We start from the raw sequence: 23367 nt of genomic DNA, 5'->3' as shown, positions 1-23367 counted from the left end.
CCGCCGATTCCCATACTTAAACCTGTCACGGCACTAGCGCCCAGTGACCACGCCAACCCGCGTATGTGGAAAACCCGGGGGTTCCGGAAGCGTTCAGCCCCTGCCAGGCCGCGGGCCGTCGTCGTACTTCCAGCCAGAAAGTACGACGACGGCAGGCGGCCCAAGCGCTAAAGCGTCAGGACATCAGCTGGCTGGTTACGCGGGGCGCTTCTTCGGCTGGCCGACCTTCACCGGCCTGGCCGTACAGCCAATCGTTGTACTGGAAGTCATTGTCCTTGCGGCTCTTGAAGAGCAGGTTGCGGAGCGTCCGTGCCACACCGGACACGTGCCACGACTCACCCCACACCCGGGCCGTACGCTGGACGCGGGCGGTGCGCTCGGCGCGGGCGGAGTTGAACGCAGAGATTGCCTCATCCCATGCTTCAGGATTGACGCCGGAGTCGGTGAAGACCGTGCCGGCGCTCACGTCCTGAAGGACCGCGGCGTCTTCGAGCGCCTGGCAGGCACCCTGCGCGAGGTACTGGAGCATGGGGTGGGCAGCGTCGCCCATGAGGACCATGCGACCCGCGACCCAGTTCTGGATGGGATCCCGGTCATACATGGGCCAGCGGATGCTGGTACCCAGGTTGGCCAGCGCGGCCCGCACAGCCGGAACGCAGTCCTTGTAGGCGGCCTCGAGCTCGTCCACTCCTCCGTATTGCTCTTCGCCGCGCTCAAACGAGGGCGATTTGAAGACGGCCACGGTGTTCAGGAGTTCACCCTTGCGGAGCGGGTATTGGACCAGGTGGCAGTCGGGGCCGAGGTACACCACAACGTCTTCAAGATCCGTCGCCGGAGTCTCGGGGGTGATGGGCACGGTGCCGCGGTAGGCCACGTAGGCGGAGGACACCGGCTCATCGTTGGCCACGAGCGGGCGGAGCGTGGACTTCAGTCCATCTGCGCCGATCACTACGTCGGCCTCGTAGTCCGGTCCGGAGGCCGTGCGCACGACGCCACGGCCGTTCACCGTTTCGACGCTCTCCACCAGGACATCGTTGACCAGCTTCACACCGGCCGCTTCACAAGCTTCAAGCAGGACACGGTGCAGGTCGCTGCGGTGGATCACGACGTACGGGGCACCGTAGCGCTCCTCGAACTCTCCCTTGAGGCTCTGCCGGGTCAGCTCCTCACCCGTCACGGCGTCGCGAAACACCAGGTGCTTGGGCTGGACACCAATTTCCAGCGCCTTCTCCAGGAGGCCCCAGCGCTTCAGGACGCGGGATGCGTTCGGTGCCATCTGCAGGCCCGCACCCACTTCGCCGAATTCCGGTGCGCGCTCCACCAAGGTGACGTTCGCTCCGTTTTCGCGCAGGGCCAAGGCTCCGGCGAGTCCGGCCATGCCACCTCCCACAACCAGCACTTCCGTGGAATTGGCGTACTCAGACATGTGTTGCTCCTTGTTTTGCTGTGATTTTGAGTCCGACGGCGGCCAGCAGCATAGCTGCGACGGCGGCGGCACCGGCGAACGCGAGGAAGTTGGAGTTGACGCCCAGTCCGGCGGCCAGCAGGAGGCCACCCACCTGCGGTGCCACGACGGCTCCAATGCGGCCCGTACCCAGTGCCCAACCGAGGGCGGTACCACGAAGGTGGTCCGGGTAATGGCTCGCGACCGCCGCAATGATGAGGCATTGCGTGCCATGGGTTCCGACGCCGGCCAGCACCAGTGCGAGGTACACCACCGTCACCGGCGGCCCGGCCAAGAGGACCACAAGCCCGACGGCGGCGACGGCGGCGGCCGCTACCGCCGTCGGAATCGGGCCAAAGCGTGTTCCAGCCCAAGCGGTGATGACCGAACCGGCAACCGCCCCGAGATTCAGGGCCAGTGCGAAAGTCAGTGCCGAGCCGAGGTTGTAGCCCGCGAGCTGCATGAGGTTCGGCAGCCAGGTTCCGAGGCCGTACCAAGCGAAAAGGGTGGCAATCGTGGCCAAGGCGAACAGCATGCTGGTGCCAAGGTACGGGGCACGCAGGAGGGAGCCGAAGCCGGCCGCGTCTTTGGCGCCGGCGCCTTTGTTGGGGGCCAGTGTCTCGTGGAGGTACTTGATTCCCAACGGCACAACGACCACCAAGGCAAGCACGGCCACGAGGAACATGGAAGGCCAGCCAAAGGCCGGGATCAGCGGAATGCCCACCAATGCGGCAATGGATCCGCCAATGGGCACACCGGACATCATCAGCGTGGCTATTGTGGACCGCCACTTTGCCGGGACCAACTCGGCCACCAGGGCGTTGGCTGACGGAACCAGCCCGCCGAGTCCGATCCCGGCGAGAAGACGCAAGGCTCCAAAGACTGCCGCGTTGGGTGCGAAGGCACAGAGGATGGTGAAGAGCGAAAAGACGATTGCGCAGCCGAGGATGGTCTTGCGCCGGCCCCAGGAATCGGCCATTCGGCCGGCGAAAATGGCTCCGATCATCATGCCGAGGAAGGCCATGGATCCGATGGTGCCTGCGGTTGCTTTAGTGAGGCCCCAGTCGGTGTTGGCGATCAGTGAAGACTGGACCGTGCCGTAGACAATGAGGTCGTAACCGTCGAAAACCACAAGGAGCCAACAGACCAGGACCGCCATGGCTGCGCCTTTGGAAAAGCGCGGAACTGCGTCCGGGGTTTCACCGGTCAACCGTTGCGACGCTGCAGCGGGAAGTGTGTGATTCATGCCAGCCACTGTCGAATGAACGGTTGACTAACCGCCATACAATTCTGTTGTGCAGAACAAGCCAGTGCCTAGCCCAAGCCGCAAACCTGTCCAAAAGAGGCCCACGTACTCCATCGAAGCCGTGGACAACGCGCTCCAACTGCTCCAACTGCTGCGCGACGGGGGTGCGCTGCGACTCAAGGACGCGGCGGCGGAGCTTGGAGTTGCCCCCTCGACGGCACATCGCCTCCTGGCAATGCTGGTCTACCGCGGCTTCGCGCTGCAGGATGAAAACCGTCGCTACGTCCCTGGCCCCGCCATGGGAGTGGGACCGGCCGGGCTGGTCTGGACCCGGCAGTTGCGCGACCTCGCCCAGCCCCACATGGAACTTCTCTCAGCCCAGCTCAACGAGACCGTGAACCTGATGGTCCGCGTCGGCAGCAAGGTACGCTTCCTGGCCACGGTGGAGGGATCCAACGTGCTGCGCATCGGGGATCGTCAGGGAACGGTGATGCCCGCCGACAAGACCTCCGGCGGCAAGGCGATACTGGCCGAACTGGACCCGGCGATGATCGAGCAGCTGTTCCGCAGCCACAACGCGGAAATCGGGGGCGACACCATTCCGGATTCGGATTTTCCCGCCTTCCTCCGGGAGTTGGAGTCCGTTCGCAGCAACGGATTCGCCGCCAACTTCGAAGGCACGGAGGAAGGTGTCAGCGCCATGGGCATCGCGCTCCACAACCGGCAGGGCTCAGTAGTGGGGGCGCTGAGCGTCGCCACTCCCTCCACCAGGTTCCGCAAAGTGTTCGACGCCGGATTGGTCGCCTCCCTGCGCGAGACGTGCCGCCAGCTGGAGCTGGACATCGCGGCCAATCCAGCCGATCCGGGCTGACCTTTCCGTTGCGGGGCCCCCTACGCCCCAAACACGCCCCATTCCACGCACAACGGGCCCCACAACGGGAGCATAGATTCTGTAGGGCAGAATTATGTGGGCGTTGGGGGCGGGGCCTTCCTAGGGTCGAACTACGCCATATCCGTTCGGACCTATCGAGGAGGCCTTTCGTGTCCATCAGCGCCGAGAACACGACCCACGAATCCGTGGCCGCCAGCCACGCACTGCCGGAGCCGACCCCTGAGGAACAGGCCCAGCTGGACCAGCTGTACAAGGACTTCGACCAGGAGAACCTGATCCCGTTGTGGACGGAGATCGGTGACCTGATGCCCATGGTCCCCACTCCCAAGGCCGTGCCCCACGTGTGGCGCTGGAAAGACCTGTATCCCTTGGCGGCCCGTGCCGGGGACCTGGTTCCGGTGGGCCGCGGTGGGGAACGCCGGGCCATTGCTCTGGCCAACCCGGGCCTGGCCGGAACACCGTACGCGACCCCGACGTTGTGGGCAGCGATCCAGTACTTGGGCGCACACGAGACGGCCCCGGAGCACCGCCATTCCCAGAATGCCTTCCGATTTGTCGTCGAAGGCGAAGGCGTCTGGACAGTGGTCAACGGCGATCCCGTGGCCATGCGCCGCGGCGATTTCCTGCTCACCCCTGGCTGGAACTTCCACGGCCACCACAACGACACCGACCAGCCCATGGCCTGGATCGATGGGCTGGACATCCCGTTCGTGCACTACGCGGACGCCGGGTTCTTCGAGTTCGGCACCGAGCGCGTCACGGACGAGGCCACCCCGGACATTTCCCGCTCGGAAAGGCTCTGGGCCCACCCGGGCCTGCGACCCCTCTCAGGCCTGCAGGACACTACCAACTCCCCCATCGCCGCCTACCGTTGGGAACACACCGACGCCGCCCTGCGCGAACAGCTCCTGCTGGAAGACGAGGGCCACCCAGCCACCGTGTCCCAAGGCCACGCGGCCATCCGCTATACGAACCCGACCACGGGCGGGGACGTCATGCCGACCATCCGTGCGGAGTTTCACCGCCTCCGCGCCGGCGCCACCACCGAGCCGCTCCGCGAAGTAGGTTCCAGCGTGTGGCAGGTCTTCGAAGGCACCGGCACCGTGGTCCTGAACGGCGAAACCAAACAGTTGGCCAAGGGTGACCTGTTCGTGGTCCCGTCCTGGCAGGAATGGTCCTTGCAGGCAGACACGGAATTCGACCTGTTCCGCTTCAGCGACGCCCCGATCTTTGAACGCCTGAACTTCAACCGCAGCTACACCGAAGGACGCAAGTAATGAGACTCCTCACCCTCCGCAACGAAACCGCAGCCGGAAATGGCACCGCCGCCGTCCGCCAGGACGGCACCACCCTCACCGAGATCCCCGGTTTCGCCGACGTCGGCGCGCTGCTGAACGATCCCGCTTGGGAAGAGAAAGCGAAGGCGGCCAACGGACCAACGCACGCGCTCGACGGCGCGGACCTCGCCGCCGTCGTACCGTCACCGGGGAAGATCATCTGCGTTGGCCACAACTACCGCAACCACATCAAGGAAATGGGCCGGGAAATTCCGGAGTACCCCACGCTGTTCGCGAAGTACCAGGAATCGCTGATCGGCCCGAACGATGACCTGGCGTTGCCGCAGGAATCGGACACCGTGGACTGGGAGGCCGAACTCGCCGTGATCATCGGCAAGAAGGGCCGCCGCATCGCCGAAGCCGACGCGAAAGACCACATCGCCGGCTACGCGGTCCTGAACGACATCAGCATGCGCGACTACCAGTTCCGCACCATCCAGTGGCTCCAGGGCAAGACGTGGGAGAACTCCACCCCGTTCGGCCCCGCCTTGGTCACCACGGACGAGTTCACTGCAGGCCCCCTCATGACCTCGGCGGTGGACGGGGAAATCCAACAGGAAACCCCCACCGGCGACCTCGTCTTCACACCCGAATTCCTGGTCTCCTACATCTCCACCATCATCACGCTCAACCCGGGCGACGTGATCGCTACCGGAACCCCCGGCGGCGTCGGCCACGCCCAGGACCCCAAGCGGTACCTCCAGGAAGGCCAACTCCTGGTCACCACCATTGAGGGCCTCGGCCAGCTGAACAACCGCGTGGTCAAGGAGGCCTGATGGTTGCCCGCCACGACCAAACCACCGATCCGCGCTTGCAGGAAGATATCCTGCAGGCGCGGCGGGGCACCGCGTTCTTCGCCCGGAAGCTCAACGAACTCTCCGATGCAGAGCTCGACGGCGGCACCCGCCTTCCGGGCTGGAGTCGCCGCCACGTTGTGGCACACGTGGGCTACAACGCGCGGGCCCTCGCCCGTTTGGTGGAGTGGGCAGCCACGGGAGTGGAGACGCCCATGTACTCCTCACCGGAAGCCCGCAACCAAGAGATCGACTTCGGCGCCACGCTGTCCCCGATCGCGTTGCGGAACCTGATCGACCACTCCGCCGTGCACTTGTCCGTGGAGTGGCGCGACCTGCCCGACGCGTCGTGGGCCAATGAAGTCTGCACGGCCCAAGGCCGAACCGTACCGGCCTCGGAAACGGCCTGGCTGCGGACCCGCGAAGTGTGGATCCACGCCGTCGATCTGGACAACGGCGCCACCTTCCATGACATCCCCGTACCCGTCCTTGAACGGCTGCTGAAGGACATCACCTCCGCCTGGAAAACCCGGGGCACGGATGCCGGGCTGTTGATCAAGGTCACGGACGCCAACACAACGTTCGGCGACACCAGTGCCACGGACCCGACGATTATCACCGGGCCGCTGCCCGCCGTCGTCGAATGGGCCGCAGGGCGAGGCAGCACCGGGGTGACGGCCACCGGAAAGGGCGCCGCGCCGGAGGGGGTCCCGGCAGCGCCGCAGTGGATCTAGCCCTGGCGGAACAGGGTCTGACAGGTCCTGTTTCGGATGGTGGAACTCTCGTAGCGTCAAGGGACCACCTCCGCAGGAAAGAAGGACCACTGCCATGGAATACACCCGACTCGGAAACACGGGACTGAAGATCAGCCGACTCGCCCTGGGATGCATGAGCTACGGCGACCCCACCACCGAGAACGCGCATACGTGGGCCCTGACCGAAGACGACGCCGGCCCCTTCTTCCGCCAGGCAATCGAATTGGGAATCACGTTCTGGGACACGGCCAACGTGTATCAGGCAGGTACCTCCGAGGAAATCGTTGGGCGTGCCATCAAGAAGTACTCGCGCCGCGAGGACGTTGTCCTTGCCACCAAGGTCCGCGGCAAAATGCACAGCGGCCCCGGCGGCTCCGGCCTCTCCCGCAAGGCCATCCTGGAGCAACTCGACGCCTCATTGGCCCGCCTCGGCACGGACTACATAGACCTCTACCAGATCCATCGGTTCGACGACGAAACACCGGTTGAGGAAACCATGGAAGTGCTCCACGACGTCATCAAGGCCGGCAAAGTCCGCTACATCGGAGCCTCGTCCATGTATGCCTGGCAGTTCGCAAAGCTCCAGCGCGCCGCAGAACGTGGCGGCTGGACCACATTCGCCTCCATGCAGAACCAATACAACCTGCTGCGCCGCCAGGATGAGCCGGAGCTTATGGCCATGTGTGCGGACACGGGCGTCGGCCTGGTACCCTACTCCCCCAACGGCAAAGGCCGCCTCGCTCGTCCAGCGGGTGAACAAAGTACCCGCTCCACCACGGACAAGGTGGTCCAGGCGTTCGACAACGACTACGACGAACCCGTCATCAACGCCGTAGAGGCCTTGGCAGAGGCCCGTGGTGTCACCATGGCCCAGATAGCCCTGGCTTGGGTGCTGCGGAACCCCGGCGTTTCGGCGCCCATCGTCGGTGCTACCAAGGCGCACAACCTCAACCAGGCGGTTGATGCACTGTCCCTCACACTCAGCGATGAGGAGGCACATGGTCTCGAATCCCCGTACGTCAACTACGGGCCGGCCTGGTACTGACATCGTCCCCGGCCACAGTCATACCCTTGAAAACATGGATTCCCGGTCCGAGATCAGCAACTTCCTCACCTCCCGGCGCGCCAAGCTCACCCCAGAGCAGGCAGGCGTCCCCCTCTACAACGGCGCCCGGCGGGTGCCCGGCCTCCGCCGGGAAGAAGTCGCCCAGCTGGCCGGTGTCAGCGTCGATTACTACGCCCGCCTGGAGCGAGGCAAGATCTCCAGCGCATCGCGGGAAGTCGTCGAAGCTGTAGCCCGTGCCCTGCAACTCAACGAAGACGAGCGGAACCACCTGCTCGACCTCACCCGGATCACCCAACGGGTGGCTCGGCGCCGGAAACCTTCCAACCGCACCGTGGTCCGGCCCGGTGTCCAGAGTGTGCTGGACTCCATCGATGCCCCTGCCTTCATCCAAAACGCACGCCTCGACCGCCTTGCGTCCAACAGGATCGGGCGAGCACTGTACTCGCTCCCGGAGGACGGTTCCGGTGACCGCTACAACTATGCCCATTATTTGTTCCTGGACTCCCGGGCGCCGAGGTTCCATCGGGACTTCAACAACGCGAAACGCAATGTGGTGGCTCTCCTCCACGCCGCATCAGCCCAAGACCCCTACGACAAAGAGCTGATCGGGATCGTGGGCACGCTCTCCACCCAAAGCCCGGAATTCCGCTCACTGTGGGCATCCCACGACGTCTTCCGCTACCGCTCCGGCCAGAAGATGCTCACCCATTCGGCAGTAGGCGACCTCGAATTCGGCTACGAATCGTTCGAACTCTCCACGGACCCGGGACTCGTGATGCTCGTCTACACCGTGGAACCTGGATCCGCCACAGCCGACGCCATGCGGATACTCGCCAGCTGGACTGCCCCGGCCCCTTACCCCCAATGAGTTGGAACCCGGCATGGCGCTTGCGGTCGGCAGCGCGCAGTATGGGGAGATGAACGCCGCCAGCGCCGATGGTCAGGCGCAGGAAGGCTCCAGCTATTCGGGAGCCCACCTGCACCCATGGAGCCGCTATGTGGCCATGGGCGACTCGTTCACTGAAGGCGTGGGCGATCCCGAGCCTCGAAGCCCCGGCGGCCTCCGCGGCTGGGCCGACCGGGTGGCGGAAGAACTAAGCGTGGGGCACCCTGATTTCGCCTACGCGAACCTGGCAATCAGCGGCCGGCTGCTGCAACAGATTCTGGACGAGCAGGTTGGCCCGGCGTTGACGTTGCAGCCGGATCTGATCACGCTCAATGCAGGCGGCAACGATCTGCTCTTCCACAGAACCGATCCGGACAACCTTGCCCTCGAGCTGGATGACGGGGTGGCGGCCCTCGCTGCTTCCGGGGCATCGATCCTGCTGTTCACCGGCCCGGATTGGGGTGCGACTCCCGTCCTGGGCCGGGCCCGAGGCAAGGTGGCCATCTTCAACGAGAACATCCGGATCATCGCCGCCCGCCACGATGCCCTGATCGCCGATCTCTGGGCGTTGCGGCAACTGACCAATCCCTTGATGTGGGATCCGGACCGGCTCCATTTCTCCCCGCTGGGACAGCACACCATCGCCATGATGGTGCTCGATACGCTCAACGTTCCTCATTCCCTGGAACCGCAAACACCCAAGAGCCTGCCTGAAAGCAGTTGGCGCGCAGCGCGGGCAAGCGACATCATCTGGGCACGCGAGCACTTGGTGCCGTGGGTCCTGCGTCGCCTTACCCAGAGGAGCTCCGGGGAGGACCGTCACCCCAAGCGGCCGGATCCGGGTCCGGTCTTCGGCGCCGGCATGCCACCAGGGAGCTACGTCGGCAACGATCCCCGGAACTGAGATGCTGGAGGCGTGACCACACTTTCGATGGATGCGCCAAGGACGGCACTGAGCTGGAAACTGCTGCCCTCCACGTTGCTCTCAGTGTCCGGAATCCCGTTGTTCGCCCTCGGCAATGACTGGCTGGGTTACTCCCTGCTCGCGCTGAGCTTGATCACGGCGGCTTTCGTCGACCGAAAGTTACTGCAGCATCTAAGCCTCGTGGCCGCGGGAATCCTGGTCATCAGCCTGGTGCCGCTCAACGCCGACCTGAGCCTGGAACACATGGCCCTCATGGGTGGCGCGCTTGGCCTCGCAGTGCTGGTTCCTTGGCTGGCATCGCGCTTTGTTTACCGCGAGAACATCATCAAGTTCCCCGTCAATACCGGGCGCAAGTGGCCCTTCGCGGCGAAACTCTACTTGGCCGGCGTCGTGGCGCTGGGCTATTTCATCCTTCCCGCGTACCTCATCACTACCGGCGTCTATCGAAACTGGCCCGACGCCTCGGACCCCACCATCTTTTGGCGCCTGTTCCTGGGCGTGAACACCGTGGGCATCTGGGACGAGCTGTTCTTCATCTGCACCACGTTCACCCTGCTGCGCCAACACTTTCCGGACTGGCTGGCCAACCTGCTCCAGGCCGTGGTCTTCAGTTCCTTCCTGTGGGAGATCGGATACCAGTCATGGGGTCCGATGCTGACCTTCCCCTTCGCGCTGTTGCAGGGCTACACCTTCAAGCTGACCAAGTCGTTTACGTATGTGGTCTCCGTCCATCTGATCTTCGACTTCGTCCTGTTCCTCGCCTTGGTACACGCCCACAACCGGGAGTGGCTGCCGATCTTCCTGTACTAAGCCAGCAACAGAAGACGGCATACCTAACTACTACTTTTCGGTGTGCCTAACTTTCCGCTATCCTCCTAGTATCACTACGCCCCAATGATGAGGATTGACCATGGCAGCACCCACCCTGGAGAAACGAGCAACCCCCGGCCGCGTTTGGTCGCGACTGCTCCTGCTTGGCCCGGCCTTCGTGGCCGCCATAGCCTACGTCGATCCGGGAAACGTGGCTGCAAACCTCACGGCCGGCGCCAACTACGGATTCCTGCTGGTTTGGGTCCTGGTGGTAGCCAACGCCATGGCCGTGCTGGTCCAGTACCAATCCGCCAAGCTTGGGCTGGCCACGGGGATGAGCCTCCCCGAGATCCTGGGCAAGCGCCTGGGAAACAAGCGCCGGCGGCTGTACTGGGCGCAGGCTGAGATCGTCGCCGGAGCCACGGACATGGCAGAGGTGATTGGCGGCGCGGTGGCCCTGAACCTGTTGTTCGGCCTCCCGTTGCTGACCGGCGGCGTCATCATCGGCATTGCGTCCATGCTCCTGCTTGCCCTGCAAACACGTCGCGGACAACGCTCCTTCGAGTACGCCATCCTGGTGCTGCTCGGCGTGATCGCCGTGGGCTTCATGTCCGGGCTATTCGTCAACCCGCCGGACGCGGGCGAGGCTGTGGGCGGATTGCTGCCCCGCTTCGAAGGAACGGACACCGTTCTCCTCGCCGCCAGCATGCTGGGCGCCACGGTGATGCCCCACGCCATCTACCTGCACTCGGCACTCGCCCGGGACCGGCACGGCTTCTCGGACAACCCCGTGGTCCGCACCCGCCTTATCAAGGCCACACGGTTCGACGTCGTCGGCGCCTTGCTGCTGGCCGGCGTCGTGAATATTTCCATGCTGCTCCTGGCCGCCACAAGCCTCCGCGGCATTGAGGGAACCGACACCATCGCCGGAGCCCACGCAGCCGTAACCTCGGCACTCGGCCCGGCCATCGGCGTCGTCTTCGCGATCGGCCTGCTGGCCTCCGGACTGGCCTCGACCTCCGTGGGCTGCTACGCCGGCGCCACGATTATGGGCGGCCTGCTCAAAGTAAGGATTCCCCTCCTGGCCCGCCGCGTCATCACTCTCATCCCGGCCCTGATCATCCTGGGCGCGGGCATCGAACCAACCCTGGCACTGGTGCTCAGCCAGGTCCTGCTCAGCTTCGGCATTCCCTTCGCCCTGATCCCGCTGATCCGGCTCACCGGCAAGAAGGACGTGATGGGTATCCACGTAGACGCCCTGCCGTTGAAGATCGCGGGCTGGACCAGTGCAGCGCTGATTGTCGGTTTGAACGTCGTACTGATCGCACTGACGCTGTCAGGCCAGGGGTAACGGCCAGCTAAGCCCCTGCGAGGCTCGCTACGGGTTTTCCTGCGCAGTCGTCGGCGGGCACGTAATCAGCAAGGTGTCCGCCGGCGAGGCTGGCCTGGCATTCGGCCACGCGGTGCTCCACGTCGCCGTGCACCGCCGAGGTAATCGCCTCCACCACGGCGATCTGTCCAGTGGTGTCCGGGACGCCGGGGAACTGGACCTGGGGCGCTTCTTCCACCACGGCTGCAGGAGACTCCGCGGCCGCGCGCATGCGCACCAGGGCGATCGCCGAAATCAGGAACCACGCGGCGTTGGTGACCACGGATGGCCAAGCCTCGTGGACGGCGCCGTTGATCATGAACGCCACCGCGCCGATCAGGTTGGCGGTCTGGAAGCGCCGGCCTGCTTTCAGCCAGCCCATGGAGACGCTCAAGTACGCGCTCAAGATGAGCGCAGCGCCCGTCCAACCGGCGATTTCCCACAGCAATTCCATGGTGGCCTTTCAAAAAAATGTGCCCGTCTTGCTTAGGTGCTGTGCGGGAAAAATGGGGGGTGGCATGACTTGCCAGCGCTAATTTATCAAGCTCGGGGAGATCTGTTCAATAGGTGGTCAGGCGCTCCACTGTGTGATTCTCCGCACGTCCACCCGAGATGCGGGCAGATTAGGCCCAGGTGTCCTTATCAACCGAGATCTCCTCGGCCATGTCGTCGAGGAAGCGCATCACAACATCCCGTTCTTCGGGCGTCAGTCGGGCCGCGGCAAGGAAGCGGCGGGCATGCTGCCGTCCCACTGTTTGCATGGCCGCCTCGTGCGTTTCCGCCGTAATGGCAATGGTCAACGCGCGACGATCGGTGGGATGCGGTTGTCGCGTAACGTGGCCCGCGCGTTCCAAACGGTCCAGCAACTTGGTGGTGGACGCCGTCGAGATGTTCAGGTGGGAAGCGATGGCGCCCGGCGTGGCTGTGACCCCGCTATTGGCGCAGACAATCAGGTAGTGGAGCGCCCGCATGTCCGAGCGGTTGAGCTTCATGTACTTCAGCGAGGCGTCCGAGAGCCGCTGCTCCGCGTCGTGCAACCGGCCTAGCGCGGCCATGAGCTGATTGATCTGCCGCAGGTCGGCGTCGCTGAGGCCAGTCCTGTCCACCAGTTGCCGCAGCGGATCGTTGGCGTCCAGATCGTAGAGATGGGAAGAGGAGGTAGCGTCAGCTTCTCCCCTTTTAAACATGTGAGTATGTTACACCCAACTGCCTACATGGTAATCTTCTTTCTAGCTTGTCTAGCAATATTGGCGTTGGAGGAAGGCTCACCATGAACACCGTAGAGATGGTCGTCCTCCTCGACGACGCCGGCACCCCCATTGGCGAGGCCCGGAAGGCCAACGTCCATACGCAGGACACCCCGCTTCACCTCGCCTTCTCCTGCTACCTGATGAACCGGGCGGGGGAACTCCTCCTGACCCGCCGCTCCCCGGAAAAGAAGACGTGGCCGGGAGTTTGGACCAACAGCTTCTGCGGACACCCGGCACCGGGCGAGGACCCCGAAGAGGCCGTCATGCGAAGGGCACGCTTCGAATTGGGAACGGACATCACCCGGCTGGAACTGGTGCTCCCCGAGTTCCGCTACCGGGCCGTTGACCCCTCCGGAGTAGTGGAAAACGAGCTCTGCCCCGTCTATGTGGCTCGGATCCATGGCGAACTGAACCCCAACCCCACGGAGGTGGCCGACTGGGTCTGGGTCTCCCCCGATCTCCTGTCCGGCGCACTGGAACACACGTCAAGTGCCTTCAGCCCATGGCTCGCCCTGCAGTTCCCGCAACTCCTGGAAGTCAAGGCCCTCTCAGCGGGAGCACCGGCATGACCACCATGCCGAACATGGTCCGGGCTAGGCCGCATCTCTGCTCGGCGATCGAGTCCGAACTATCCGGGCTGATCGGCGAGCGCACCAAGACGGCCGTCCGTTACGGCCCGGAGTTCCACCGCCTATGGAGCATTGCCGGAGAAAATGTGCTCGGCGGGAAGTTCGTCCGCCCGCTCCTGCTGGTGGAAAGCTTCGATGCCTTGGCGGACAAGAACACCGAAGACCGCCACACCGCGATCTCCATTGCCGCAGCCATCGAACTCCTGCACTACGCCTTCCTGCTCCACGACGACGTGATCGACGGCGACCTCGTCCGCCGCGGACGGCCCAACCTCATCGGCTCCCTCCTCGCGGAGGCCGGCCAACTGCCGCCGTCGGGGGAAAGGCCCGACGCCGGCCGTCCGGACAGCGCGCTGCACTGGGCACAAACAGGCGGCATCCTCATGGGCGACATGCTGCTCGCCGCCACCCACCAGGTGTTTGCCCGCGCCGAACTGCCCCACCCAACCCGCGTCCGGCTCCTGGACCTGCTGGAGCACACCATCAATGAAACGGTGGCCGGCGAACAGCTCGATGTGGGACTGGGAGACGGCATCATCGCTCCCGAGCTTGAAACCATCCTCACCATGTGCGGCTACAAAACCGCCACGTACACGTTCGAGCTGCCCCTGCGCGCGGCGGCAACCTTGGCCGGCGTCGAGCCTTCCATCGAAGCGGCGTTGGCGGCAGCGGGCCGCCACCTCGGCCTGGCGTTCCAGCTCCAGGACGACCTCCTGTCCACCTTCGGCGATCCCCGCAGTCACGGAAAGGATCCCTTTTCCGATCTGCGGGAGGGCAAGCAAACGGCCATCATCGCCTACGCACGGAAAACCAGCGCCTGGGCTGAGATCGAACCGTGGTTCGGCCGGGCGGACCTGGGTGGCAGCGACGCTGACAATGTCCGGCAGTTGCTGTCCGACTGCGGGGCGGAAACCTTCGTCCAGGGCCACATAGACCAACAAACACGCGCATTCCGCGAGGTCATCGCCAGCACCCACGTTCCCGCCGGCGCGCGCGATGTCCTGTTGGAGCTGGCCGGTCAACTCGAAGGACGGCAGTCATGAGCCTCGACGTCGATACCTCGTTCGGCCAGTTCACCAAGACCGCCGAACGCGCCGCCAACCAGGTCATCGCGGCCTATTCCACGTCCTTCGGGCTGGCCTGCCGCCTGCTGGGCCCGCGGCACCGGCAGCACGTCCGGAACATCTACGCCCTGGTCCGGGTGGCCGATGAACTGGTGGACGGCGTCACAGCCGAAGCCGGCCTGAGCCACGAGCAGCAGGGCGAAGCCCTTGACCATTTTGTGGAAGAGACCCACCGCGCGCTGAAAATCGGTTACAGCAGCGACCTCATCATCCACGCCTTCGCGCAAACTGCCCGGGCAGCGGGCATCGACGAAACGCTCGTCGACCCCTTTTTCGCATCCATGCGGACGGACTTGGGCGGGCCGGCAGCCGCGCCTGCCGCGCCCCTCCGTTTCGACGCCGCGGCCCACCAAGGGTACGTGTACGGCTCGGCCGAGGTTGTGGGATTGATGTGCCTGCGGGTGTTCCTGCGGGGCCAAAAAATCGACGACGGCGATGCCGCGGCTTTGGAGCACGGCGCGGGGCGGCTGGGAGCCGCTTTCCAGAACATCAACTTCCTGCGGGATCTCTCCGACGACACCGCCCGCCTTGGCCGGAGCTACCTTGGGACCTCTGACCACCTTGAAGACACTGACAGGGAGGAATGGGTGAAAACCATCCACGCACAATTGGCCGATGCGAACGCCGTCATCCCCCTCCTTCCCCACGACGCCCGGGCGGCCGTCCGGAGCGCCTTGGCTCTCTTCGCGGCGCTGACCCGACGGATCGAACGCACATCCGTTGCCGAACTCTATGAGTCACGCGTCCGCGTACCCGATGTCTTCAAAGCCGGCCTGGCCGCCCGGGCGGTCGCAGCAACCTGGTTAGAACCCCGGGGATGACCAGGACAGTAGTGATCGGCGGTGGCATTGCTGGGCTTGCCACCGCCACGCTCCTGGCCCACGAAGGCCACGAGGTCCAGCTCCTGGAACGCCTCCCCCGGGTTGGCGGACGCGCCGGAAGCCTGGAACGCGACGGGTTCCGCTTCGATACCGGCCCGTCCTGGTACCTCATGCCCCGCGTTTTCGACCACTTCTTCGAGCTGCTCGGAACCAGCACGGAGGAACAGCTGGATTTGCGCACGCTGAGTCCCGCGTACCGCGTCTTCAGCGAACCGCACGACGCCGGTACCCGGCCCGAGCCGTTGACCGTTCCCTTGGGCAGCGACCAGGTTTTGGCGGCGTTCGAACGGGTTGAGCCCGGCAGTGCGGAACAGCTGTCCCGCTATCTGGCGTCGGCACAGCACACCTCGGACATGGCCGAACGGTTCTTCCTCTACAACCCCTTCACCAGGCTCAAGGCGCTCCTGCAGCCGGAAGTGCTCAGGGGGCTCCCGGAGCTGGCCCGCTTGCTGGCCATGCCCTTGGAGAAGTTCATTGCCCAGCGCTTTCAGCATCCGGTGCTGCGCCAGGTCTTGGGGTACCCGGCCGTGTTCCTCGGAACCAACCCCGCGGACGCTCCGGCCATGTACCACTTGATGAGCGCGCTGGACCTGGGCGATGGCGTGCAGTATCCGCTGGGTGGCTTCTGGGAACTCGTCCAACGCCTCGAAGCACTGGCCCTCGAAGCAGGCGTGCGGATCCAGACGGAAGCGGAGGTGGTCCGGATCGCCACGCGCGAGGCCCGGCCCAAGACACAGGACCGATTTACTCCGCGCGGCCACTTCCAAGGGCCCGCGCCTTTCCGGGTGCGCAAAACCCGGGAAGTCACCGGCGTGAAGTGGCGGGACCCAAGCGGGGCGGAGCACTTCAGTGTCGCCGACCATGTAGTGTCCGGAGCCGACCTCCACCACACGGAAACCCAACTCCTGGACATCGGGGACCGGAGCTACCCACGCTCCTGGTGGCAACGCCGGACGAGCGGCCCTGGTGCGGTGCTGGTGATGCTCGGCGTGAGCGGACACCTCCCCCAACTGCCGCACCACTCCCTGTTCTTCACGCGGGACTGGGAGGCCAACTTCGACGCGATCTTCGGCAAGCCCGCCCGGGTCCCGGATCCCGCTTCCATCTATGTCTGCAAACCCAGCGCCACGGACCCGGGCGTCGCTCCCCGCGACCACGAGAACCTCTTTGTCCTGGTCCCCATCCCGGCCGATCCAGCGCTGGGTTCGGGCGGCGCGGACGGCGCAGGTGACCCGCGGATCGAGGAGATTGCCGACGCCGCGATCACCCAGATCGCCGAGTGGGCGAACATCCTAGACCTCCGCGAGCGCATCATTGTCCGGCACACCATCGGCCCGGCAGACTTCGCCCGCGACTACCACTCCTGGCGCGGTGGCATGCTCGGACCGGCGCACACGCTGAGCCAAAGTGCCATGTTCCGTGCACAGAATGCTTCCAAGAAGGTGGATGGTTTGTACTATGCCGGGGCCACCACCGCGCCAGGCGTCGGGGTTCCCATGTGCCTCATCAGCGCCGAGTTGGTGTTGAAGCGGATCCGTGGGGACCACAGCCCCGGACCGACCCCCGTCCGCCACCGGAGCACGATGGGCAGGAAGGTGGGTTGATGGGATTCGTCTACCTTGCCGCCCTTCTCACGGGCATCGCGTGCATGCTGCTGCTCGATCACCGGTTCCGGCTCTTCTTCTGGCACGACGCCAAAGCAGCGGCGACCGTTACCGCCGTCGGACTGGCGTTCCTCCTCGGCTGGGACCTCGCCGGAATCGGTTTGGGCATTTTCCTGCGAGGCGAGGGAGCCATAGCCACCGGGATCCTGCTGGCACCCGAGCTCCCCCTCGAAGAGCCCGTGTTCCTGCTGTTCCTGGTCCTTTGCACCATGGTGCTGTACACAGGAGCGCGGCGGATCCTTGAGCGGCTTCACAGCCGTGCCGGGATCCACGAGCGGGAACGGGAAAACGCATGACGTACTTCTGGCTTGCGCTGGCTTTCGTGGGCGCCGCGGCCGTGGCCGGAGCGGCTTTTGCGCGCGCGGCCTTCGCGGCGAGCCCGACGGCGGCACGCGGGGCTGCGGCCGTCGGCACCACCTCCGGTCCCACGTCAACGCACTGGCGGGCCGTGGGTCTGTCCTTTGCCGCCCTCGCGGTACTCACGGCCGTGTTCGATTCCGTGATGATCGGCATGGACCTGTTCCACTATGACGACGCCCACCTGCTTGGGGCAAAGATCGGCTTGGCTCCCATAGAGGATTTTGCGTACCCGCTGGCCGCCGCGCTCCTGCTGCCCGGGCTGTGGTTGTGGTTGACGCGCCGGAAAGCGGACCCCTCGGCGGGGCAGGGCCAGCCCCGGAGCGCCTCGCGGCCAGAGCCCGGAGATCCCGCAGGCTCCCGCCTCGCCGGCCTGGTCCCCCAAGCCATCCTTGCCTCCCGGCCTGTCAGCTGGATCAACACGGCCTACCCCTTCGCGGCCGCCATGCTGCTGGCCAACCGCGAGATCGACTGGGTGTTGATTGTCGGCACCTTCTACTTCCTGATTCCCTACAACCTTGCGATGTACGGGATCAACGACGTTTTCGATTACGCCTCCGACCTGCAGAATCCCCGCAAGGGCGGCATCGAGGGCGCCCTCCTTCCGCCTCGACTGCACCGTCCCATGCTGTGGCTGGCGGCGGTCACCAACGTGCCGTTCCTGGTGGTTCTCGCCGCTGCCGGTGGCCCGGCGGCGTGGGTAGCCATCGCCGTCAGCGCCTTCGCCGTGGTGGCCTACTCCGTGGCCGGACTCCGCTTCAAGGAGCGCCCCCTCTTGGACTCCATGACGTCCAGTACGCACTTTGTGAGCCCCGCCGTCGTGGGTTTGACGCTCGCCGGCGCAGAGCCGACAGCGGGCTTGATCATCCTGCTGGCCGCGTTCTTCGTATGGGGCATGGCCGCGCACGCCTTCGGCGCCGTGCAGGACATCGAGCCGGACCGGCAGGCCGGAATCGGCTCGATCGCCACGGTCATCGGCGCCCGCGCGACGGTGCGGCTCGCCGTCGTGCTGTGGATCCTGGCTGGGCTCGGGATACTGGCCACGCCGTGGCCCGGGCCGTTGGCGGCCGTCGTCGCGCTGCCCTACGTCCTGAATTGCGCACCGTGGTGGAATGTCACGGATTCGACGGCGGCCCGCACCAATACGGCCTGGCGCCGTTTCATCTGGCTCAACTACGGTTCCGGATTCCTGGTGACGCTCATCCTGATCCTGCAGTGGAGCCTCGCCTCATGAAGGCTGTGGATCGTCTGCGGCGGGTTCGTGGTCGATCGTGTCCAGCGCCTGGCTCATGTGGCGCAGGAACTCCGTCACCACTTCCGCCTGTTCGGAGCTCAGCGCACTGGCAACATCCAGCATGCGCCGGTGCATGGCGCCCAGGGTGTGCCGCACTTCCTGGTCCGATGCCGGAGTGGGCCGCAGGATCAGCGCACGCCGGTCAGTCGGGTGGGCTTCGCGCCGGATATGCCCCGAATCCACCAGCCGGTCGATCAGGGTGGTCATGGACGCCGAGGTTATGCCCAGGCGGTCGCCCAGGTCCTTCGGCTTCATCACGCGGCCGTCGGCCTCGGCCTCGAACAGGTACCGCAGGGCCAATAGGTCCTTCTCGCCCATCAGCATGGAGGACCGGGTACGTTTCCGCATGGCCTGTTCCGAGACACGGTAGTCCCGGAGGGCATTCAGGACACCGACGGCAAGCTCCTTTTGCCCCGGATCCTTCCCGTACCAATAGCCCTTGGCGTGGCCGTCTGCGTCCATCCAGTAATCCTTCGCAAAGCGTGAAGCTCGTTTACCTAGCATCTGATACTAAGTCCGGAGAGGTCCTTCAAGGAAAGAGGCTCTGCACGTGAAGACGGAGAACTCGGATTTTGTACGCCAAATTACCGTGGCACTGAGCACGGACACCAACTGCATCCTCGGTAAGATTGGTCCCGAAGTCCCCGGACCCGCCTCTCTGGACCAGAGCCATGATGCGGCCGGGGTTATTTTTCGTGTTTAGGTCAGACTGATCGTTCGGATGCGCTCGACGGCGGTGCCAGTGCGGGTGCGTGGCGGGCGCAACAGCTAGCGCCTTGTAGGCAGTGGCACATCACTCTAGATTTGGAGCCATGACTGCGGAAGACAGGGCCGAGGACTTCGAGCAATTGGTGGACCTCATCGCCGGCACTGAAGACATCAAGGAGTTCCTGGACGGCCTCACCGGCTTCTCGGCGGACATGATGAAACAAGCCACCGGCTCGCACGTCGAATGTGCCGTGACCCTTCGTCGCCGCAAGCGGACGGCCACCATCGGAGGCAGCAGCGAGCGTGCCGTGGTCCTCGACCGCATAGAGCAGGGCCTGGGTGAGGGTCCGTGCGTCGATGCATTGGACAGCGGCGTGCCAAAGGTGCTCGAGGATGCCGCCACCGATCCGCGCTGGCCCACGTATTCCGAGGCCCTGCTTGCCGCCGGAATCAGCAGCGTGCTGGGCGTACCCATGAAGCTCGGCGACGAGTCGGCCGCCGTCCTGAACTTCTTCGCAGCCGAGCCCGGACTTTTTACCAAGAAGTCGATAAGCGACGCCGTCCTGTTCGTCGCGATGTCCAGCAAGGCCCTGCGCCTGGCGGTCCGGATCGCAGCGGCGGACCAGCGCGGCGACGATCTCAAAGCCGCCATGGAAAGCCGGACGATCATCGATCTTGCATGCGGGATGATCATGGCCCAGAACCGTTGCTCGCACGACGAAGCTTTCGACATCCTGCGCCGGGCCTCGAGCGACCGGAACCGAAAGCTCCGTGACGTTGCCCAGGACATCGTCAACAGGCTCGCCGGACAACCGCACACGCAGACTGCCCACTTCGAGGATTAGTCAGCAAACTGGGTATTCTAAACCCGATGTACAAATTTCCAACGTAACGATTGACATGACATAACTCACATTCTGTAAGCTGATTTAACAGTCACGCAGCCGGCTTCCTTCGCTCTACTTTCGGGAGGTCCGCATGGCCCCCAATTCAGCCAAATCCACCTATTCCCATGGAGTAGCTCCATTTGCCGCCCCCATTGCTCGACGAGGAGCATCAAGGCCGCACGATCTGCCCAACAAACCCGATGCCCTCCTGGGCGCCATCGCCGTGCGGCAACTGTTCCGCCGGTGGCCGCTGGTCCCCACACGGGAACTCGAACGCATCCGCCACGTTCTGGTTCACTGCGACCAACTCGGTTCGGCCGACACGCACCATTTGTCCGAACCCGCCAAGGCCCTCCTGGAACTCGTTTCCTCGGAGCTCGACCGTCGGAGGGAAGCCGCCAAAGCAGCCCACCCGGCAAGCGGGCCGCCGCGGAAGCCGACAGCCACGCTGACCTTACCGAAGCCCAAAGAACGCGGCGCCCTCTAATGGCGGGGCACTTCGAAGTCGTCGATGCATCCGGAGGCGACTGCCGTGTACGGCTCGTGGACGCGGACGGCACCGAACTGGCGCTGTCCATGCGGTTCCATGACAAGGACTCAGCCGCGAAAGGCATCTACTCGCTGCGCGAAATCGCAGCGAGCGGCCTGATCGAGGACCACACAGCCAGCGCCAGCTAGCGGTTACACACCTACAATGGGAAGTCCCGCCGTCGGGAACGAACTCGGGAAGACCGACGACGGCGGAACGGCCACCGCCTCGAGCGGCACCGCAACCGTGGTGGAACCGACCGTGACGTCGAGGTCCCGGACCTGCACGCGCAATGGCTCATTGCTGTAACCGGCCGCGTCAACCAGGCCAAGCGCCATGGAACCCTGCGAGAGCTCAACCGACAGCAGGCGCCCCTGGACCTTCAGCCGGAACGCGAGGCCTTCCCACTCGGACGGCAGGCGCGGGTCGAAGCGCAACACCTCGCCTTGGTCCCGCATGCCCGCAAAACCGCACACCAAGGAACTCCAGATGCCGCCGGTGGAGGCGATGTGGACGCCGTCGATCGTGTTGCCGTGCGAATTGTCCAGGTCGATGAACAACGCTTCAGTGAAGTGCTTCAACGCCACATCGCCATAGCCCACTTCGGCTGCCATGATGCCCTGCACGCATGCGGACAGGGTTGAGTCGCCGGTGGTGATGGGATCGTAGAAGTCGAACGCGCGCTGCTTTTCTTCGGCCGTGAAGTCCTGCCACTGCAGGAACATCGCCAGCACGGTATCGGCCTGCTTGAGGACCTGGTGCCGGTAGATCACCAAGGGGTGGAAGTTCAGCAGCAGCGGGTACTTGGACTTGGGGGTGTTCCAGTCCCACGGCTCCAGCGTCATGAAATCGTTGTCCTGGCTGAAGACCTGCAGGTGCGGATCGTAGGGCAGGGACATGCGCTCGGCCGCCTGCCGCCACACCAGGCGCTCAGTATCGGCGATGCCCTCGTGCTCCAGTGCCGCAGCCGCACGCAGGTTAAAGCGGGCCATGACGTTGGTGTAAAGATTGTCGTTGACCACGGCGGTGTACTCATCCGGGCCGGTGACGCCGTGGATGTGGAACATGCCGTCCTTGCCGAAGAAGCCCAGGGAAGCCCACATCCTCGCGGTCTCGATCAGCAGGTCCGCGCCCACTTCGGACTCGAAGCCCGCGTCGGCACTGGCCCAGCGGTATCGGGTTGCCGCAAAGGCGATGGCGGCAGCGATGTGGAACTGCGCGGTTCCCGCGGCGTAGTAGGCACTGGCTTCGAGCCCATTGATGGTCCGCCAAGGGAACAAGGCGCCGTCCACGCTGAGTTCCTTGGCGCGCACGCGGGCGTCCGGAAGCATCGCATGGCGGGATTCCAGGACCTTCCGGGCACCATCCGGGTTGGTGTACGTCAGATAGGGCAGGAGATAGACCTCCTGATCCCAGAAGTAGTGGCCCTCGTAACCGGAGCCGCTCACGCCCTTGGCAGGGATGCCCGCCACTCCGGCGCGGGCCGTTGCCTGTGCCAGCTGGAACATGGCCCAGCGAACCGCCTGCTGCAGTTCGGGCTGCCCGCCGATGGAAACGTCAGCCGTGGTCCAGTAGGTGTTGTAATGCGCCAGGCTTTGCGCCAGGACTTCGTTGAACGGAACCAGGTTGGCTTCGGCTTCCGCAACCAGGGTCTCGCCGCGGTCTTCGGCGTCGCCTGCCGAGCCCGCAACGACGTAACTGACAGTTTTCTCCAGGCGGAACGGTTCCCCGGCGTTGATGGCCAGGACATAGCGAACGGATGATTCGTCTTCCGCCACGGCCGTTTCGAAGGGCTGGCCTTCGTAGGAAATCCAGTGGTCCACGGCCATGGCCACGCGCTGGCGGGATTCCGATGTCTCCCAGGCAAGGCGCAGCGAACCGTCGGCCCCCTGCAGGTGAAGCGGCAGGAGCACGCGTCCGGCGTGCCGGCCCGAACGCCGGGGATCGTGGACGGAGTGGTCCTCCACAGGCTGGTCCTGGCGGTTGACGACGGCGGAGCTGACGTCCGCGGACACGTCACGGTCGGCGCTCACGGACAATTCCAGGCCAAGGCAGCCGCGCGAATCGAAGCCCACCGCTCGGCGCTCCACCGTGGTGACGGTAGCGCCAGAGCGGCACGCCCACGTGGTGGTTTCCTCGTAGACGCCCGTGGCAAAGTCGATGCTGCGGTGGTAGTCCAGCACCGTGGTTTCGGCCAGGCTCAGGGCCTCACCGTCGATCGATACCGTGAAGTTGTTGGCGTCCGGGACGTAGACGATCCGCTGGCCGGTGCGGGCGAATCCGTAAGCGTTTTCGGCGTGCTTGATGTCCCATATCTCGTGGAAGCCGTTGATGAACGTGCCCGGGAGTTCGCCGTCCCCGCGGGTGGAGTGGGCGCCGCGGATACCGAGGTGGCCGTTGCCCAGCGCGAAGAGTGTTTCCAGGGTTCCCTCGTCACCGGGGACGTGGATGTTTTCCACGAGCTTCCAAGGCTCGCAAGGGAAGCGCAGCCGGTCAGAGCTGATGAGTGCCATGGGCGGA

Annotated in this window: 24 protein-coding genes; 18 read left to right on the top strand and 6 right to left on the bottom strand. The window is 64.8% G+C overall.

Going from position 1 to position 23367, the window contains the following annotated elements; translation table 11 throughout:
* Positions 1-175: 175 nt before the first annotated feature.
* A complete protein-coding gene (locus tag ACFVSJ_RS11305; protein WP_387436884.1) occupies positions 176-1426 on the bottom strand; it encodes an FAD-dependent oxidoreductase in 1251 nt (416 codons plus the stop codon).
* Positions 1419-2690, bottom strand: coding sequence for an MFS transporter (locus ACFVSJ_RS11300; protein ID WP_387436883.1), 1272 nt, complete (start codon positions 2688-2690; stop codon positions 1419-1421). Before ACFVSJ_RS11300 ends, ACFVSJ_RS11305 begins: the two co-directional genes overlap by 8 nt.
* Before the next feature lie 49 nt (positions 2691-2739).
* Between ACFVSJ_RS11300 and ACFVSJ_RS11295 the strand changes: the two genes are divergently transcribed.
* From ACFVSJ_RS11295 to ACFVSJ_RS11255, 9 genes are all read left to right on the top strand, one after another.
* Positions 2740-3561, top strand: coding sequence for an IclR family transcriptional regulator (locus ACFVSJ_RS11295; protein WP_387436882.1), 822 nt, complete (start codon positions 2740-2742; stop codon positions 3559-3561).
* A gap of 170 nt (positions 3562-3731) precedes the next feature.
* On the top strand, positions 3732-4859 hold the full coding sequence (locus ACFVSJ_RS11290; protein WP_387436881.1) for a cupin domain-containing protein: 1128 nt from the start codon (positions 3732-3734) through the stop codon (positions 4857-4859).
* Positions 4859-5695 carry a fumarylacetoacetate hydrolase family protein gene (locus ACFVSJ_RS11285; RefSeq protein ID WP_387436880.1) on the top strand — a complete coding sequence of 279 codons (837 nt, stop codon included), beginning with the start codon at positions 4859-4861 and terminating at the stop codon, positions 5693-5695. Before ACFVSJ_RS11290 ends, ACFVSJ_RS11285 begins: the two co-directional genes overlap by 1 nt.
* The gene (locus ACFVSJ_RS11280; protein WP_387436879.1) at positions 5695-6447 is read left to right on the top strand and encodes a maleylpyruvate isomerase family mycothiol-dependent enzyme; all 753 of its coding nucleotides are present in this window, start codon (positions 5695-5697) and stop codon (positions 6445-6447) included. The genes ACFVSJ_RS11285 and ACFVSJ_RS11280 overlap by 1 nt, the downstream gene beginning before the upstream one ends.
* Before the next feature lie 94 nt (positions 6448-6541).
* Positions 6542-7513 (top strand): aldo/keto reductase, encoded by a 972-nt coding sequence (locus ACFVSJ_RS11275; protein WP_387436878.1) that lies wholly within the window; start codon positions 6542-6544, stop codon positions 7511-7513.
* Positions 7514-7547: 34 nt separating this feature from the next.
* Entirely contained in the window at positions 7548-8402 is an 855-nt protein-coding gene (locus tag ACFVSJ_RS11270) for a helix-turn-helix transcriptional regulator (RefSeq protein WP_387436877.1), read from the top strand.
* Positions 8403-8451: 49 nt separating this feature from the next.
* The gene (locus ACFVSJ_RS11265; RefSeq protein ID WP_387437073.1) at positions 8452-9324 is read left to right on the top strand and encodes an SGNH/GDSL hydrolase family protein; all 873 of its coding nucleotides are present in this window, start codon (positions 8452-8454) and stop codon (positions 9322-9324) included.
* Between the two features lie 27 nt (positions 9325-9351).
* Positions 9352-10155, top strand: coding sequence for a CPBP family intramembrane glutamic endopeptidase (locus ACFVSJ_RS11260; RefSeq protein ID WP_387437072.1), 804 nt, complete (start codon positions 9352-9354; stop codon positions 10153-10155).
* A 100-nt stretch (positions 10156-10255) separates the two neighbouring features.
* Positions 10256-11506: an Nramp family divalent metal transporter gene (locus tag ACFVSJ_RS11255; protein WP_387436876.1), complete on the top strand. Its 1251-nt coding sequence runs from the start codon at positions 10256-10258 to the stop codon at positions 11504-11506.
* A 7-nt stretch (positions 11507-11513) separates the two neighbouring features.
* Here ACFVSJ_RS11255 and ACFVSJ_RS11250 read toward each other — a convergent pair whose 3' ends face one another.
* Together ACFVSJ_RS11250 and ACFVSJ_RS11245 are read right to left on the bottom strand one after the other, a co-directional pair.
* On the bottom strand, positions 11514-11978 hold the full coding sequence (locus tag ACFVSJ_RS11250) for a hypothetical protein (RefSeq protein WP_387436875.1): 465 nt from the start codon (positions 11976-11978) through the stop codon (positions 11514-11516).
* Between the two features lie 169 nt (positions 11979-12147).
* A complete protein-coding gene (locus ACFVSJ_RS11245) occupies positions 12148-12711 on the bottom strand; it encodes a MarR family winged helix-turn-helix transcriptional regulator (protein WP_387436874.1) in 564 nt (187 codons plus the stop codon).
* An 83-nt stretch (positions 12712-12794) separates the two neighbouring features.
* On the opposite strand from ACFVSJ_RS11245, the gene idi reads away from it, so the two are divergent.
* The 6 genes from idi to ACFVSJ_RS11215 are packed head-to-tail and all read left to right on the top strand — an operon-like array spanning position 12795 to position 18663.
* A complete protein-coding gene (idi, locus tag ACFVSJ_RS11240; RefSeq protein WP_387436873.1) occupies positions 12795-13343 on the top strand; it encodes an isopentenyl-diphosphate Delta-isomerase in 549 nt (182 codons plus the stop codon).
* Entirely contained in the window at positions 13340-14446 is a 1107-nt protein-coding gene (locus ACFVSJ_RS11235) for a polyprenyl synthetase family protein (RefSeq protein WP_387436872.1), read from the top strand. The genes idi and ACFVSJ_RS11235 overlap by 4 nt, the downstream gene beginning before the upstream one ends.
* Complete coding sequence (locus tag ACFVSJ_RS11230) at positions 14443-15348, top strand: phytoene/squalene synthase family protein (RefSeq protein ID WP_387436871.1); 906 nt, start codon at positions 14443-14445, stop codon at positions 15346-15348. The genes ACFVSJ_RS11235 and ACFVSJ_RS11230 overlap by 4 nt, the downstream gene beginning before the upstream one ends.
* The gene (gene crtI, locus ACFVSJ_RS11225; protein ID WP_387436870.1) at positions 15345-17012 is read left to right on the top strand and encodes a phytoene desaturase family protein; all 1668 of its coding nucleotides are present in this window, start codon (positions 15345-15347) and stop codon (positions 17010-17012) included. The genes ACFVSJ_RS11230 and crtI overlap by 4 nt, the downstream gene beginning before the upstream one ends.
* The gene (locus ACFVSJ_RS11220; RefSeq protein ID WP_387436869.1) at positions 17012-17368 is read left to right on the top strand and encodes a lycopene cyclase domain-containing protein; all 357 of its coding nucleotides are present in this window, start codon (positions 17012-17014) and stop codon (positions 17366-17368) included. Before crtI ends, ACFVSJ_RS11220 begins: the two co-directional genes overlap by 1 nt.
* Positions 17365-18663, top strand: coding sequence for a prenyltransferase (locus ACFVSJ_RS11215; RefSeq protein WP_387436868.1), 1299 nt, complete (start codon positions 17365-17367; stop codon positions 18661-18663). Before ACFVSJ_RS11220 ends, ACFVSJ_RS11215 begins: the two co-directional genes overlap by 4 nt.
* On the opposite strand, the gene ACFVSJ_RS11210 is transcribed toward ACFVSJ_RS11215, so the two are convergent.
* Positions 18658-19185, bottom strand: a complete 528-nt coding sequence (locus ACFVSJ_RS11210; protein ID WP_387436867.1) for a MarR family winged helix-turn-helix transcriptional regulator — start codon at positions 19183-19185, stop codon at positions 18658-18660. The genes ACFVSJ_RS11215 and ACFVSJ_RS11210 overlap by 6 nt on opposite strands.
* Before the next feature lie 350 nt (positions 19186-19535).
* Between ACFVSJ_RS11210 and ACFVSJ_RS11205 the strand changes: the two genes are divergently transcribed.
* From ACFVSJ_RS11205 to ACFVSJ_RS11195, 3 genes are all read left to right on the top strand, one after another.
* Positions 19536-20276: an ANTAR domain-containing protein gene (locus ACFVSJ_RS11205; protein ID WP_387436866.1), complete on the top strand. Its 741-nt coding sequence runs from the start codon at positions 19536-19538 to the stop codon at positions 20274-20276.
* Positions 20277-20409: 133 nt separating this feature from the next.
* The gene (locus ACFVSJ_RS11200) at positions 20410-20805 is read left to right on the top strand and encodes a hypothetical protein (protein WP_387436865.1); all 396 of its coding nucleotides are present in this window, start codon (positions 20410-20412) and stop codon (positions 20803-20805) included.
* Complete coding sequence (locus ACFVSJ_RS11195; protein WP_387436864.1) at positions 20805-20996, top strand: YegP family protein; 192 nt, start codon at positions 20805-20807, stop codon at positions 20994-20996. Before ACFVSJ_RS11200 ends, ACFVSJ_RS11195 begins: the two co-directional genes overlap by 1 nt.
* A 3-nt stretch (positions 20997-20999) precedes the next feature.
* On the opposite strand, the gene ACFVSJ_RS11190 is transcribed toward ACFVSJ_RS11195, so the two are convergent.
* Entirely contained in the window at positions 21000-23360 is a 2361-nt protein-coding gene (locus ACFVSJ_RS11190) for a glycoside hydrolase family 65 protein (protein WP_387436863.1), read from the bottom strand.
* Positions 23361-23367: the final 7 nt, after the last annotated feature.

This window comes from Paenarthrobacter sp. NPDC058040, from assembly GCF_042885775.1.
Lineage (GTDB): Bacteria > Actinomycetota > Actinomycetes > Actinomycetales > Micrococcaceae > Arthrobacter.
The sequence above is the reverse complement of the archived record's forward strand: the minus strand, read 5'-3'. Positions and strand labels throughout refer to the sequence as shown.

Coding starts and splice junctions, on each gene's coding strand:
- ACFVSJ_RS11305 (WP_387436884.1), bottom strand. CDS start 1,426: ATGTCTGAGTACGCCAATTCCACGGAAGTGCTGGTTGTGGGAGGTGGC.
- ACFVSJ_RS11300 (WP_387436883.1), bottom strand. CDS start 2,690: ATGAATCACACACTTCCCGCTGCAGCGTCGCAACGGTTGACCGGTGAA.
- ACFVSJ_RS11285 (WP_387436880.1), top strand. CDS start 4,859: ATGAGACTCCTCACCCTCCGCAACGAAACCGCAGCCGGAAATGGCACC.
- ACFVSJ_RS11280 (WP_387436879.1), top strand. CDS start 5,695: ATGGTTGCCCGCCACGACCAAACCACCGATCCGCGCTTGCAGGAAGAT.
- ACFVSJ_RS11275 (WP_387436878.1), top strand. CDS start 6,542: ATGGAATACACCCGACTCGGAAACACGGGACTGAAGATCAGCCGACTC.
- ACFVSJ_RS11270 (WP_387436877.1), top strand. CDS start 7,548: ATGGATTCCCGGTCCGAGATCAGCAACTTCCTCACCTCCCGGCGCGCC.
- ACFVSJ_RS11265 (WP_387437073.1), top strand. CDS start 8,452: ATGAACGCCGCCAGCGCCGATGGTCAGGCGCAGGAAGGCTCCAGCTAT.
- ACFVSJ_RS11260 (WP_387437072.1), top strand. CDS start 9,352: ATGGATGCGCCAAGGACGGCACTGAGCTGGAAACTGCTGCCCTCCACG.
- ACFVSJ_RS11255 (WP_387436876.1), top strand. CDS start 10,256: ATGGCAGCACCCACCCTGGAGAAACGAGCAACCCCCGGCCGCGTTTGG.
- ACFVSJ_RS11250 (WP_387436875.1), bottom strand. CDS start 11,978: ATGGAATTGCTGTGGGAAATCGCCGGTTGGACGGGCGCTGCGCTCATC.
- ACFVSJ_RS11245 (WP_387436874.1), bottom strand. CDS start 12,711: ATGTTTAAAAGGGGAGAAGCTGACGCTACCTCCTCTTCCCATCTCTAC.
- idi (WP_387436873.1), top strand. CDS start 12,795: ATGAACACCGTAGAGATGGTCGTCCTCCTCGACGACGCCGGCACCCCC.
- ACFVSJ_RS11235 (WP_387436872.1), top strand. CDS start 13,340: ATGACCACCATGCCGAACATGGTCCGGGCTAGGCCGCATCTCTGCTCG.
- ACFVSJ_RS11230 (WP_387436871.1), top strand. CDS start 14,443: ATGAGCCTCGACGTCGATACCTCGTTCGGCCAGTTCACCAAGACCGCC.
- crtI (WP_387436870.1), top strand. CDS start 15,345: ATGACCAGGACAGTAGTGATCGGCGGTGGCATTGCTGGGCTTGCCACC.
- ACFVSJ_RS11220 (WP_387436869.1), top strand. CDS start 17,012: ATGGGATTCGTCTACCTTGCCGCCCTTCTCACGGGCATCGCGTGCATG.
- ACFVSJ_RS11215 (WP_387436868.1), top strand. CDS start 17,365: ATGACGTACTTCTGGCTTGCGCTGGCTTTCGTGGGCGCCGCGGCCGTG.
- ACFVSJ_RS11210 (WP_387436867.1), bottom strand. CDS start 19,185: ATGGACGCAGACGGCCACGCCAAGGGCTATTGGTACGGGAAGGATCCG.
- ACFVSJ_RS11205 (WP_387436866.1), top strand. CDS start 19,536: ATGACTGCGGAAGACAGGGCCGAGGACTTCGAGCAATTGGTGGACCTC.
- ACFVSJ_RS11200 (WP_387436865.1), top strand. CDS start 20,410: ATGGCCCCCAATTCAGCCAAATCCACCTATTCCCATGGAGTAGCTCCA.
- ACFVSJ_RS11195 (WP_387436864.1), top strand. CDS start 20,805: ATGGCGGGGCACTTCGAAGTCGTCGATGCATCCGGAGGCGACTGCCGT.
- ACFVSJ_RS11190 (WP_387436863.1), bottom strand. CDS start 23,360: ATGGCACTCATCAGCTCTGACCGGCTGCGCTTCCCTTGCGAGCCTTGG.